General features: G+C 33.0%; 11 protein-coding genes. 2 read left to right on the forward strand and 9 right to left on the reverse strand.

All coding sequences use genetic code 11. From position 1 onward, the window contains the following. Nucleotides 1-46 precede the first annotated feature (46 nt). Nucleotides 47-943 carry a LysR family transcriptional regulator gene (locus tag ACYQ39_RS07705; protein WP_459841838.1) on the forward strand — a complete coding sequence of 299 codons (897 nt, stop codon included), beginning with the start codon at nucleotides 47-49 and terminating at the stop codon, nucleotides 941-943. A 61-nt stretch (nucleotides 944-1004) separates the two neighbouring features. Next, nucleotides 1005-1760 carry a MurR/RpiR family transcriptional regulator gene (locus ACYQ39_RS07710; RefSeq protein WP_459841840.1) on the forward strand — a complete coding sequence of 252 codons (756 nt, stop codon included), beginning with the start codon at nucleotides 1005-1007 and terminating at the stop codon, nucleotides 1758-1760. Nucleotides 1761-1932: 172 nt separating this feature from the next. On the opposite strand, the gene ACYQ39_RS07715 is transcribed toward ACYQ39_RS07710, so the two are convergent. The 9 genes from ACYQ39_RS07715 to purC all read right to left on the reverse strand — a co-directional run bounded on the left by ACYQ39_RS07715 (nucleotide 1933) and on the right by purC (nucleotide 13325). Next, nucleotides 1933-3264, reverse strand: a complete 1332-nt coding sequence (locus ACYQ39_RS07715) for a 6-phospho-alpha-glucosidase (RefSeq protein WP_459841842.1) — start codon at nucleotides 3262-3264, stop codon at nucleotides 1933-1935. 31 nt (nucleotides 3265-3295) lie between these two features. Then, nucleotides 3296-3787, reverse strand: coding sequence for a PTS sugar transporter subunit IIA (locus ACYQ39_RS07720; RefSeq protein ID WP_459841844.1), 492 nt, complete (start codon nucleotides 3785-3787; stop codon nucleotides 3296-3298). Nucleotides 3788-3813: 26 nt separating this feature from the next. Beyond that, nucleotides 3814-5145, reverse strand: coding sequence for a 6-phospho-alpha-glucosidase (locus ACYQ39_RS07725; RefSeq protein ID WP_459841846.1), 1332 nt, complete (start codon nucleotides 5143-5145; stop codon nucleotides 3814-3816). A 232-nt stretch (nucleotides 5146-5377) separates the two neighbouring features. Then, nucleotides 5378-6982: an alpha-glucoside-specific PTS transporter subunit IIBC gene (locus ACYQ39_RS07730; RefSeq protein ID WP_459841848.1), complete on the reverse strand. Its 1605-nt coding sequence runs from the start codon at nucleotides 6980-6982 to the stop codon at nucleotides 5378-5380. 233 nt (nucleotides 6983-7215) lie between these two features. Next, nucleotides 7216-8781 carry a bifunctional phosphoribosylaminoimidazolecarboxamide formyltransferase/IMP cyclohydrolase gene (gene purH, locus ACYQ39_RS07735; RefSeq protein ID WP_459841850.1) on the reverse strand — a complete coding sequence of 522 codons (1566 nt, stop codon included), beginning with the start codon at nucleotides 8779-8781 and terminating at the stop codon, nucleotides 7216-7218. Nucleotides 8782-9092: 311 nt separating this feature from the next. Continuing rightward, nucleotides 9093-9698: a phosphoribosylglycinamide formyltransferase gene (gene purN, locus ACYQ39_RS07740; protein WP_459841852.1), complete on the reverse strand. Its 606-nt coding sequence runs from the start codon at nucleotides 9696-9698 to the stop codon at nucleotides 9093-9095. 123 nt (nucleotides 9699-9821) lie between these two features. Then, on the reverse strand, nucleotides 9822-10850 hold the full coding sequence (gene purM / locus ACYQ39_RS07745; protein WP_459841853.1) for a phosphoribosylformylglycinamidine cyclo-ligase: 1029 nt from the start codon (nucleotides 10848-10850) through the stop codon (nucleotides 9822-9824). Between the two features lie 82 nt (nucleotides 10851-10932). Then, the gene (gene purF / locus ACYQ39_RS07750; RefSeq protein WP_459841855.1) at nucleotides 10933-12363 is read right to left on the reverse strand and encodes an amidophosphoribosyltransferase; all 1431 of its coding nucleotides are present in this window, start codon (nucleotides 12361-12363) and stop codon (nucleotides 10933-10935) included. Between the two features lie 254 nt (nucleotides 12364-12617). After that, entirely contained in the window at nucleotides 12618-13325 is a 708-nt protein-coding gene (gene purC / locus ACYQ39_RS07755; RefSeq protein WP_459841857.1) for a phosphoribosylaminoimidazolesuccinocarboxamide synthase, read from the reverse strand. Nucleotides 13326-13533: the final 208 nt, after the last annotated feature.

A 13533-nucleotide genomic window follows, 5' to 3' on the forward strand; every position in this document is an offset into this window, starting at 1 on the left:
TAGTAAAATTAATAGTTCTTATACTATTAATAAGGAGGGCTTATTAATGAATATTAATTATGAACTGTATAAAGTTTTTTACTATGTTGCCACCTATTTGAGTTTTTCCAAAGCTGCTGATAAGCTTTTTATTTCTCAATCAGCTGTTAGCCAATCTATCAAGTCTCTAGAAGATAAATTAGATACTTCTTTATTTATTAGAAACACTAAACAAGTTACTCTTACTAAAGAAGGAGAACTATTATATAAACATATCAAACCTGCCTTTAATCTCATTAAAAATGGGGAGAAAAACATTCAAGAAATCAACTCTTTCAAAAAAGGAGAAATACATATTGGGGCCAATGATACAATCTGCAAATATTTCTTATTACCCTATCTAAAAAAATTTCATGAACTTTATCCTCAAATTCATATTCAAATCACAAATAGAACTTCAGCCAAATGCGTTGAATTATTAAAAGAAGGGGCAGTCGATTTAATAATTACTAACCTACCTAATAATCAAATCACTGATGTTATGAAGATTAATGAGATTTTTAGTTTTAATGATATTTTTATTGGAGGAGTTGAATATAATAACCTTAATAATCAAGAATTACCTCTTACTATTTTATCCAAACATCCTTTACTTATGCTTGAAAAGAATACTACCACTCGTAAATTTTTTGATGAATTAATGAGTAAATTTAAAATAGAACTAAAACCTGAAGTTGAATTAGGAAGTGTTGATCTATTAATTGAAATGGCTAGAATAGGACTAGGAATCTCCTTTGTTCCTGCTTATTGTCTTGATAATGATAAATCAGATATTTTTAAATTGAATATAAAAGAAGAACTACCTAATAGAAGATTAGGAGTTGTTACTAATAAAAACATTCCCTTCTCAATAGCTAGCAAAAAATTCATGGAGTTAATTATTCAGGAAAAAGAAGGAAAATAATAAATTATTACAGAATAAATACAATATATAAGTGTCAGAAATATAAAAAAGGAGGTAATTTATGAGATTACAAGAAGTAATCAATAATAATTATAATAAACTAAATGATAGCGATCTGCATATTTTAGAATATATCTTAAACAATAAACAAGAATGTAGTGATCTCGGAATTAATGATTTGGCCCAAAAATGCAACGTCTCTAGGACAACTATCTTTCGTTTAGCCAAAAAATTAGGATTTAAAGGTTATAGCGAATTTAAATTCCATTTAAAATGGGAAGAGAAAGAAACTGATCAAGGAGAAAGTGATTATATTACATCTCTCCATAAAGATATAGATAAAACGATTAAACTCTCAAAAGAAAAGAACTTCACTGAAATTTGTAAATTACTCTATGATGCCCAAAGAATCTTTATTTATAGTACAGGTACAGCCCAAACAGCTGTTGCTCGCGAATTAAAACGTACCTTCTTAGTAGCCTATAAACATTTTCATATTATTGAAAGCTATCGTGAATTTGAGGTTGTTCTACCCAGTATAACCAAAGACGATGTAGTCTTATTCATTTCCCTATCTGGTAATACCACTTCTTTTCAAAGCTGTATTAATGAAATATCAATGAAAGGAATTCCTTCAATTTCAATTACTAGTCTTAGTAATAATCAACTCTCTCACATGACAGACCATAATCTCTATGTAGCAGCTTCTCCTGTTAAGTATAACAATAGTAATATTTATCCTTTTTCATCTTTTTTTATTCTAATTGAACGGTTATTTGGAGAATATATTAAATATCAAAAAGAACAAGAGGAATAAAAAATCGCCTACCGGCGATCCAGCTATCGACTATTTGCTATCTGCTTTGAGCTAAAAGATTAAAAAATTATTACCATTCTCTAAAAATATAATTTCCTTTAAATATTCAATGGTAGAGTTTTATATATAAAAGAAAGGCTAGGATTAATCCTAGCCTTTCTTTTTATTTATCCTAATTTAATTTTGGCCAATAATCTTCATTTGCTTCAACCAAATCATCTAAGATATCTTTAGCAACTTTTGCACTTGGCACTGTCTTAGATAGAGTAATTGCTTGCCATAATTTCTGGTAAGATCCTTCTATCCATGCTTCTACTACTAATTTTTCAACTGATACTTGTTGTTCCATTAATCCTTTCTGGAACTGTGGAATCTCTCCTATTGAAAGTGGCTCTGGTCCTTCACTACCTACTAAGCAAGGAATTTCTACCATAGCTGTTGGATCAAAGTTTTCAATTGCTCCTTTATTTTCTACTATCATTAACATTCTTTCTTTTGTGTTATAAGCAATAGCTCGAGCCAAATCTACAATATAAGAAGCATGTTCATCAATCTCAAACTCGCAATCTTCAGTGGATTGATTTTCAATTATCTTTTCAGCTTCACTAAAGACAAAATCTTCTCGTCCATTCATTACTTCATTAGCTCGTGTATACTCTTTATCAGAATGATCTACTACATAATCAGGGAATAGATAATATTTTAAATAGGTATTTGGTAAAGTAGTTGGATCTACCTCATATACATCTCTTGCTTTAAGGAAGGTATCATTCCAACTCTCATCATCATGTTGTAGATCACCATTTTGAGTAGTATAACCATACTCAGCAACATGTTCTTTAATCTGAGGCATTAAATCATTACCTTCTTGATCTGTAATACTTGACCACCAACCAAAGTGATTTAAGCCATAATAACGGACATTCATCTCTTTACGAGAATCTAATCCAGCAATCTCAGCCATGCGAGTTTCAATTCCTACTGGCATATCACAGATATTTAGTACTTTAGAATCAGGACGTAATCTACGAGTTGCTTCTGCTACAATTGCAGCTGGATTTGAATAATTTAGCATCCAAGCATCTGGAGAATATTCTTCCATATAATCTATAATCTCTAAAATCCCACCAATTGATCTCATTCCATAAGCAATTCCACCTGGCCCACATGTCTCTTGGCCTACCACATCATGCTTAAGTGGAATCTTCTCATCTAATTCTCGCATTTGATATTTTCCAACTCGAATATGAGCCATTACAAAATCAACATCTGTAAAGGCTTCTTCAGGATCTGTTGTTGCCAAAAATTCAATCTCTGGAGCCTTTTCTTCTAAAATAATTTTGCAAGCTTGGGCAATAGTATCTTGACGTTCTTTATCATTATCATAAAACTTAAGCTTTCTAATCGGAAATTTATCTAAGTTATCTAATAACATCAACACAATTCCTGGAGTAAATGTACTCCCTCCACCAGCAATCACTACAGAAAATTCATCTTGATTCATTATAATCTCCTCCTTAAATTATATAAATTATTTATACTAATTCACATTCTAATACCAAGTCTTGACAACTAACTTTTGTATCACTAATCTGAGAAAAATCCTCAACTTTATCTTGATAATTTGTAACTACTACAGGAGTTACAATTTCTTTGTTATTTTCTTCTATAAAATCAATATCAAAGTTTAATAGATGATCCCCTACTTCTACTGAATCACCATTATTAATCATTACTTCAAAGCCTTCTCCTTCTAAATCAACTGTATCTAAACCTACATGGATTAAAAGTTCTAATCCTTCTGGAGTTTTAATTCCAATAGCATGCTTAGTAGGAAACACTTTTTTTATCTCACCCTTTACTGGAGAGACTAACTTTCCCTTTTTAGGAATAACAGCAAAACCATCACCTAACATCTTTTGAGAAAAAGTTGGATCAGGAACCTCTGTAAGATCTATAATATCTCCATTTAAAGGCGAAAATACTTCTGCAATTTCTGATTGAGAATTAAATAATTCTTTAAACATAATTCCTACCTCCTTAAAGAAAATAATTAATTTAATTTTGGCCAATAATCTTCATTTACTTCAACCAAATCATCTAAGATATCTTTAGCAACTTTTGCACTTGGCACTGTCTTAGATAGAGTAATTGCTTGCCATAATTTCTGGTAAGATCCTTCTATCCATGCTTCTACTACTAATTTTTCAACTGATACTTGTTGTTCCATTAATCCTTTCTGGAACTGTGGAATCTCTCCTATTGAAAGTGGCTCTGGTCCTTCACTACCTACTAAGCAAGGAATTTCTACCATAGCTGTTGGATCAAAGTTTTCAATTGCTCCTTTATTTTCTACTATCATTAACATTCTTTCTTTTGTGTTATAAGCAATAGCTCGAGCCAAATCTACAATATAAGAAGCATGTTCATCAATCTCAAACTCGCAATCTTCAGTGGATTGATTTTCAATTATCTTTTCAGCTTCACTAAAGACAAAATCTTCTCGTCCATTCATTACTTCATTGGCTCGTGTATACTCTTTATCAGAATGATCTACTACATAATCAGGGAATAGATAATATTTTAAATAGGTATTTGGTAAAGTAGTTGGATCTACCTCATATACATCTCTTGCTTTAAGGAAGGTATCATTCCAACTCTCATCATCATGTTGTAGATCACCATTTTGAGTAGTATAACCATACTCAGCAACATGTTCTTTAATCTGAGGCATTAAATCATTACCTTCTTGATCTGTAATACTTGACCACCAACCAAAGTGATTTAAGCCATAATAACGGACATTCATCTCTTTACGAGAATCTAATCCAGCAATCTCAGCCATGCGAGTTTCAATTCCTACTGGCATATCACAGATATTTAGTACTTTAGAATCAGGACGTAATCTACGAGTTGCTTCTGCTACAATTGCAGCTGGATTTGAATAATTTAGCATCCAAGCATCTGGAGAATATTCTTCCATATAATCTATAATCTCTAAAATCCCACCAATTGATCTCATTCCATAAGCAATTCCACCTGGCCCACATGTCTCTTGGCCTACCACATCATGCTTAAGTGGAATCTTCTCATCTAATTCTCGCATTTGATATTTTCCAACTCGAATATGAGCCATTACAAAATCAACATCTGTAAAGGCTTCTTCAGGATCTGTTGTTGCCAAAAATTCAATCTCTGGAGCCTTTTCTTCTAAAATAATTTTGCAAGCTTGGGCAATAGTATCTTGACGTTCTTTATCATTATCATAAAACTTAAGCTTTCTAATCGGAAACTTATCTAAGTTATCTAATAACATCAACACAATTCCTGGAGTAAATGTACTCCCTCCACCAGCAATCACTACAGAAAATTTATCTTCGTTCATTATAATCTCCTCCTTAAATTTTTAAATATATATTTATATCTGCCATTTGTAATTCTTATGTAATGCATTACTTATATAATGTAGTTCTTATATTTACAAATGGCAGTAAATTAACTCAACTAAACAATTATATTATTAACTTATAATCTTATAATATTATTCCGTTATATCATTATAAACTTATATAAATATCAACTTGTAGCTTTTATTTTAAAATTAAATAATTATATAATTAAACACTTATATCTTCATTATCAAGTAATGTTTCAAATTTATCTCGTACTTGGGAAACAGATAAACCAACTATTACCTGAATTGCAGTTCCATTTCTAACTACTCCCTTGGCTCCAGCTTCTCTAAATGCACTATCATCTAATAACTTAGTTTCATCTTTTACAGAAACACGAAGACGAGTTGCACAATTTGTAACATCTGCGATATTCTCACTACCACCTAATGCTTCTAAAAAGGCAGCTGCTTTACTATCTCGTGAATCTACATTAGTTGCTGCTGCTTGTGAATCTTGACCTTCTTTCTGTTCCTTATAATCTTCCTTAGTATAAAGCTCCGTTTCTCCATCTCCTTCTTCTCGTCCTGGAGTAGCAAGATTAAACTTCAAGATAGCATAACGGAAGACAAAGAAATAAATTGCAGTTCCACACAAACCAATAATAATCTGAGTAACATAAGCACCTGAATGATATTTAAAGAGTGGTAGCCAGTTTTGAGCAAACCATTCAATCAATCCTCCACCAAAGTTTCCTACAATTCCAAAAGCATAGGTTGTTGCTGCTAAAGTTGCTGCTAAAACTGCATGAACAGCAAATAAAACTGGAGCAATAAATAAGAAAGTAAATTCAAGTGGTTCGGTAATTCCTGCCATAATTGCTGTTAATGTAGCAGGGATCAATAAACCGGCAATCTCTTTCTTCTTATCAGATTTAGCAGTTGTATATAAAGCTAGAGCAATACCAGGTGCACCAAATACCTTAGACATTCCATGCAACGCAAATCCACCTTCTGGGAACATAGATTTCAATGATTGGGCAGTAGTCGAAAATTCAGTTAAGTTTTGTGCCCAAGCAGAATAAATTCCACCTTCTACTACGGCTGGTCCAAAAATAAATGGTCCATAAATAAAGTGGTGTAATCCAGTTGGAATCAAAATCCGCTCTAAGAAAGAGTATAACCAGACTCCAATCACACCAGAGCTAGCTAAAAATCCTTGTAAAGATGAAATTCCTCCTTGAACTTTTGGCCATAAGAAACAAGTTGCTAAGGCCACAGGAAGCATAACAAAGAATCCAATAATTGCAACAAAGGATGAGCCTTGGAAAATACCTATATATTCAGGTAATTCTGTATCAAAATATTTATTATGAAGATAAACTACAATCCCTGAAATTAAAATAGCTCCAATCATTCCTGTATTCAAAGTTTTAATCCCTGCAATCTCAGCTAAACCAAAACTATCACTAGCGCTAACAGAAAAATCAACTCCAAAACTAGGCCCCCATAAAGAAAGCATAGCACTAACAAAGTAATTAAATGTTAAATAAGATAACAAAGATTCTAGACAAGCTCGGGCTTCTGCTTTCTTCGCTAAAGCTACAGGTAACCCTACCACAAATAAAAGTGGTAACTGACGAAATACAGTCCATGCCCCTTCTTGAATAATAAACCATGCCTGATGCCATAGTCCACCTGACTGAGCTATAGCCCCCATAATCTCTTGATTCATAAATAAAATTGCTAAACCAACCATTATACCAGCAAAGGGAAATAATAAAACTGGTACAAACATTGCTGCCCCAAAACGTTGAATTTTTTCTTTCATCCATTATCACTCCTTGTTTAAGTTTTTGAGTTATTTAGAGTTAATGAAAGTGTTTTCATTAACTCTAGTTTTATAATAGCAGACAAAATAATTCTTTACAATAGAACTCAGCCATTCCGTTCCTAATTACCTATCTCGTGAAATTTCACAATTGTTGTGAAATTTTCACATGCATAATTTCCTATATAATAAAAAACCAGCCATAAAGGCTGGTTAATTCACTATCTCATATTTTAATGTCTAAAATGTCTTCTTCCTGTAAAGACCATAGCAATTCCTGCTTCATTCGCAGCTTCAATGACTTGTTCATCTCTAATTGAGCCACCTGGTTGAATAACTGCTTTAATTCCTTTGGCGGCTGCTTCTTCAATAGCATCTGGGAATGGGAAGAAGGCATCTGAAGCTACAACTCCACCCTTTTGTCGACCATCAGCTTTACGACCAGCAATAATCATAGAATCAACTCGACTCATCTGACCAGCACCAACTCCAACTACCATCTCATCTTTAGCCATCACAATAGCATTTGATTTAACATGCTTAACAACTTTCCAGCTAAATAATAGATCTTTTAGTTGTTCTTCAGTCGGTTTAACATCTGTAACTACTTCTAATTCACTCTCATCTATCTCTACAATATCTCGCTCTTGAACTAATAAACCACCAGTTACTTTCTTTAGATTGTATCCTGGCTGCTCTCGATCAATATATAAATCACCTGTTTCTAACAGTCGAACACTATCCCATCTACCTTTAAGAATCTCAAGTGCTTCTTGAGTAAATGTAGGAGCAATTACTACTTCAATAAACTTATCTTCATCTGCTATCTCATCTGCTACATCTGCTGTCACTTTACGATTGAGAGCAACAATACTACCAAAAGCAGATAATGGATCTCCAGCATGAGCTTTTTTATAAGCATCAAGTAAGTTATCACTTTGAGCCATACCACATGGATTAGCATGTTTGATTACTGCAGCAGCAGGTTGATCTGGAAATTCTTTTACTAATTCTAAAGCTCCATTAGTATCATTAATATTATTAAATGATAAATCTTTGCCATGTAACTGCTTAGCTGTAGTAATAGATGGTTCGTTAGATTCTTGTTCCTTATAGAAGGCAGCATCTTGATGTGGATTTTCTCCGTATCTTAGATCAGATTTTTTAGTATAAGCATCTAACATAGTCTCTGGAAGTTGCTCTTCATTTACTAATCCACCTAAATATTTCTGAATTAAACTATCATATTTAGCAGTATGCTCAAAAGCTTTATGGGCCAACTCCATTCTTTTACTATCGCTTAGAGTCCCCTTATTTGCTTGCAACTGCTCCAAAATAGAATCATAATCAGTTGGGTCAACAACTACTCCGACATCATTAAAGTTTTTAGCAGCAGAACGAATCATAGTTGGCCCGCCAATATCTATATTCTCTACTGCCTCTTCTAAAGTTACATCATCTTGAGCAATTGTCTCCGCAAAAGGATATAAGTTACAAACAATTAAATCAATTGGTTTAATCCCTTGGTCCTCAATCTCCTTCATATGGTCTTTATTATCTCTTACTGCTAAAATGCCACCATGAACAGCTGGATGTAAAGTCTTTACCCGTCCATTCATCATCTCTGGATAATCCGTTACATCACTAATTTCTACTACTTCTATTCCAGCTTCTTTAATTTTTTTAGCAGTCCCACCAGTAGAAATTATAGTTACTCCTAGCTCACTTAATCCTCTAGCAAAATCAACAATTCCTTCTTTATTAGAAACACTTAATAAAGCTTGCCGAATATTAGCCATTTTTTCACCCCTTGTTTTTTATTAGTTTACAGTTTACAATTAACAGTTGACAGTTAAAATTCTAAATCAAACACAAAGCTTTATTTTGATCTTGAGGCTTAACTGAAACTCAAACTTAAGCTTAAACTATACTTCTATTCTTTATTAATTTGACTTTACTCACACCCACACTCATTCCTCACATTTAATTATCTTCTCACTTTACTTCTTTATCCCTTTAACATAATAAAATATTTATATTAATCCCTCTAGTTTCTCATTATTTATCATCTATTATTTATAATTATTAATTCCCAATTTTCAATTATAAATTACTCTTTAATTGTAACTTTCCCATCTTTAATCTCTAATTTTCCTTCAGCATACAATCTAATTGCTTCTGGATAAATCTTGTGTTCTTCTTGTAGAATCCGATTAGCTAAAGTTTCTTCTGTATCCTCATCTTTAACTGGAACTGTAGCCTGTAGAATTATTGGTCCTGTATCCATTCCTTCATCAGCAAAATGAACAGTACAACCTGCTACTTTAACCCCATAATCTAAGGCTTGTTGTTGAGCATGAAGTCCTTTAAATGCTGGTAATAACGAAGGGTGAATATTCATTATTTTATTCTTGTATTGTCTAATAAAATAAGGACTTAATAAACGCATAAAGCCGGCCATAACTACTAACTCCACATCATATTCTTCTAAAGTATCAACCATAGCCTGTTCAAAATCTTCAGTAGTTTCATATTGTTGCGGATTAACATAAAAGCCTTCAATTCCATACTTTTCAGCTCTATCTAAAGCCGTAACTTCTTCATTATCACTAATTACTACCTTAATCTCTGCTGGTAGTTGGCCCGTCTTAATACTATCAATAATAGATTGTAGGTTAGTTCCTCTTCCTGATGCCAAAACTCCTACTTTTAACATTTCAACACCTCACCTTTAACAGTGTACAGTTTACAGTGTATAGTCTACAGTTGAATTCAAACCCTATAATTCTCTGTTTATGAAATTTAATTTCTTTAACTGTCAACTATCAACCATCAACTGTCAACTAATTTCTACTTTATTCTCTCCTTCTTTAACTTCTCCAATTAAATGAGCATCTTCTCCTAATTTATTGGCTCTTTTAATAACTTCTTCAGCTTCATCTTCTGACACAACTAATACCATGCCGATTCCCATATTAAAAGTCCGATACATTTCTTTTTCTTTTATATCTCCTATATCTTGCATTAATTTAAATATAGAATGTGTTACCCAACTATCTTTATTAATTACTGCTTTAGTATCTTCAGGTAAAATTCGAGGTAAATTCTCAATTAATCCACCACCAGTAATATGAGCAATTCCATTAACTTGATACTGATCTAAAATTTCTAAAACTGGTTTAGCATAAATTCGAGTCGGCTTTAATAATTCTTCTCCTAAAGTTGTTTCTAATTCATCTAATTCATCATCAACATCATAACCTGCTACATCAAAGAAGACTTTACGAGCTAACGTATAACCATTACTATGGATACCATTAGAAGTTAGTCCTATAATCTTATCTCCTGGATTAATATCTTCTCCAGTAATAATCTTATCTTTATCTACTATTCCTACAACAAATCCAGCTAAATCATACTCTCCAGCAGAATAGAAATCAGGCATCTCTGCTGTTTCACCACCGATTAAAGCACAACCTGCCTGCTTACAACCAGTTGTAATTCCTTTAACGACTTCAGCAACGCTATCTGGTTCTAATTTACCAGTAGCTAAATAATCTAAAAAGAATAATGGTCTAGCTCCTTGGGCCAAAATATCATTAACAGACATAGCTACCAGATCAATACCTACCGTACTGTGTTGGCCTGTCATAAAGGCAACCTTTAACTTAGTTCCTACTCCATCTGTTCCTGAAACAAATACCGGTTTATTATAATCACTTAAATCTGGAGCAAATAAGGCTCCAAAACTACCTAACCCTGTTAACACTCCAGAAGTAAAAGTATCTTCTACATCTTCTTTTAACTTATCTACTGCTTCTTCTCCTGCTTCAATATCCACACCAGCATCTTTGTAAGTTAAACCCATTACTTCCCCTCCTACTTCTTTTATTTACAATTAGCTATAACTTAAAGTGGCACTTCGTGCCACGGCTATGATATACTCACACTCAACACTCCAAACTAAACTTACCTGCTCCTTCTCCTAATGGATAATCTCCATCAAAACAGGCTGTACAGAAACCATAACCATTAGCTTCAATAGAATTGAGCAGTCCTTCTTTACTTACATAAGTTAAAGAATCAGCTCCAATATGATCACAGATTTCTTCTACACTATTTTCTGCTGCAATTAACTCTTGTCGTCTAGATGTATCTAGACCATAATAACATGGATAAGCTACTGGAGGAGAAGATATTACTAAATGGACTTCTTTGGCTCCTGTCTCTTTCATCATCCTAATAATCTGTTTACTAGTTGTCCCTCTAACTATTGAATCATCAACTAGAATTATTCGTTTTCCTTCAATGATATCTCGAATTGGATTTAACTTTATTCTAACTTTCAAATCTCTAATTTCTTGAGTAGGTTGAATAAAGGTCCGTCCCACATATCTATTTCTTAAGATTCCTTTTTCATAAGGAATTCCAGATTCTTCAGCAAATCCTAAAGCTGATGGAATCCCAGAGCTAGGTACAGGTACTACAAGATCAGCTTCTATATCTGTCTCTCTAGCTAATTGACGACCTATTTCTTTTCGAGCCAGTTGAACATTCTGTCCGCCGATTACACTATCAGGTCGAGCAAAATATATAAACTCAAAAACACAGAAATTATAAGGAGTCCGTTCACCATAGTATTTACTTTCAATTCCTTCGTCATTAATTAGAACAATTTCACCTGGTTCAATATCTCTAACATGTTCTGCCCCAATAATATCAAAAGCACAAGTTTCTGAAGCAACAACATAACTACTTCCTATTTTTCCTATTGATAATGGCCTAAACCCATGTGGATCTCTAGCAGCAACTAGACTATCCTCTGTCATTGCGACTAAACTAAAAGCACCTTTTACCTTCTGTAAACTATGAGTTAAAGCCTCAACAATATCATCTTTAAAAGACCTAGCTGCTAAATGAGCAATTACCTCAGTATCAAGTGTGGAATGAAAAATAGAACCACGCTCTTCTAAATTTCTTCTCAGTTTTAAGCCATTAACTAGATTTCCATTATGGGCTAAAGCTAATTCTCCTTTAATCGAATTAGTTACTAAAGGTTGAGCATTAGATAATAGACTAGAACCTGTTGTAGAATAGCGAACATGTCCTACAGCACTTTGACCAGTTAACTCTTCTAATATCTCTTCATCGAAGACATTAGTTACTAAATCCATTCCTCTATGATTTGTAAATTCACCTTTATCATTGACACAGATGCCTGCACTTTCTTGCCCTCTATGCTGAAGAGCATGTAACCCTAAATAGGTTAAATTGGCTACATCAACTTTATCATCTGCAGCAGCATAAACTCCAAATACACCACACTCTTCTTCCATCTTATCCATTAGCTCTTCACTCTGACAGGAATGATTTTTTGCCATATTTGCTTCATCCCTTTCTATTTAATTATTAGTGGCACTTTGTACCACGATGTAGATGATCTTTATCACGAAGAGTTTCTATGAAACTCGTAGGATCAGCTGAATCAAATTCAAACTATAGACATATCTGAACCCCTTAGAATATAGAGATTATAATGCTTTAGTTTTTGAACTTAAATATTTTGAATTGACTGATAGCTGTGTCACTTTTAGTGATACAATATATCAATTCTAACTCTAACTTCTACAATTAACTACTCTTCTAGTCTCCTTACAACTTCATGATAAGCACCTTCAACTTGACCTAAATCTCGTCGGAAACGATCTTTATCTAATTTCTTTTCTGTCTCACTATCCCAAAAACGACAAGTATCTGGTGAAATTTCATCTCCAAGGTGGATATTACCTTCACTATCCACTCCAAATTCTAACTTGAAATCAACTAGATCAATTCCTTTATCTGCAAGAAAATCAACTAGAATTTGATTTATTTTAAAAGCTAAATCGCTAATCTCATCTAGTTGCTCTTTTGTTGCTAAATCTTCAGTATAAATATGATATCGATTAATCATTGGATCTCCTAAATCATCGTCTTTATAATAAAACTCCAAAACTGGTTTATCTAATTTAGTCCCTTCTTCTAATCCTAATCTTTCTGCTAAACTACCAGCTGCTATATTCCTCATTACTACTTCTACTAAAATAATATCTAACTTTTTAACTAAAACATCTGTTTTATTTAGTTTTTCTATTAAATGAGTTGGAATTCCCTTCTCTTCTAACAATTCAAAGAAAATAGTTGAAATTTTAGCATTTAACTCTCCTTTGTCAGCTATTTGACCTTTTTTCTGTCCATCAAAAGCAGTAGCATCATCTTTATATTCAACTATTACTTTATCACTATCATTAGTACTATAAACTTTTTTAGCTTTTCCTTCATACATCATTTCTGCCTTTTCCATTTAATTTCCCTCCCAGATTATTAATTGGTAATTTAAATTTGAAGTATGGGCTTAATAGCCCGCTACTCTACTTTATTTTATCCTTACAAGTTTTAACGAAATATTCGTCTATAAACCGACTTTTACTCTGCAGGCAATTCAATATCTAATTGCTACTTCAATCTTTTACAAATTTTTCGGTTTTCTCTACCAGTTCTACCGAACTCTC

The sequence above is a fragment of the Halanaerocella petrolearia genome, from assembly GCF_054657875.1.

Bases quoted from the DNA above. Each gene is read 5' to 3' on its own strand.
- purC (WP_459841857.1), bottom strand. From the start codon at position 13,325: ATGGAAAAGGCAGAAATGATGTATGAAGGAAAAGCTAAAAAAGTTTAT.
- purH (WP_459841850.1), bottom strand. From the start codon at position 8,781: ATGGCTAATATTCGGCAAGCTTTATTAAGTGTTTCTAATAAAGAAGGA.
- ACYQ39_RS07720 (WP_459841844.1), bottom strand. From the start codon at position 3,787: ATGTTTAAAGAATTATTTAATTCTCAATCAGAAATTGCAGAAGTATTT.
- ACYQ39_RS07705 (WP_459841838.1), top strand. From the start codon at position 47: ATGAATATTAATTATGAACTGTATAAAGTTTTTTACTATGTTGCCACC.
- ACYQ39_RS07715 (WP_459841842.1), bottom strand. From the start codon at position 3,264: ATGAATCAAGATGAATTTTCTGTAGTGATTGCTGGTGGAGGGAGTACA.
- ACYQ39_RS07710 (WP_459841840.1), top strand. From the start codon at position 1,005: ATGAGATTACAAGAAGTAATCAATAATAATTATAATAAACTAAATGAT.
- purN (WP_459841852.1), bottom strand. From the start codon at position 9,698: ATGTTAAAAGTAGGAGTTTTGGCATCAGGAAGAGGAACTAACCTACAA.
- ACYQ39_RS07730 (WP_459841848.1), bottom strand. From the start codon at position 6,982: ATGAAAGAAAAAATTCAACGTTTTGGGGCAGCAATGTTTGTACCAGTT.
- purM (WP_459841853.1), bottom strand. From the start codon at position 10,850: ATGGGTTTAACTTACAAAGATGCTGGTGTGGATATTGAAGCAGGAGAA.
- ACYQ39_RS07725 (WP_459841846.1), bottom strand. From the start codon at position 5,145: ATGAACGAAGATAAATTTTCTGTAGTGATTGCTGGTGGAGGGAGTACA.
- purF (WP_459841855.1), bottom strand. From the start codon at position 12,363: ATGGCAAAAAATCATTCCTGTCAGAGTGAAGAGCTAATGGATAAGATG.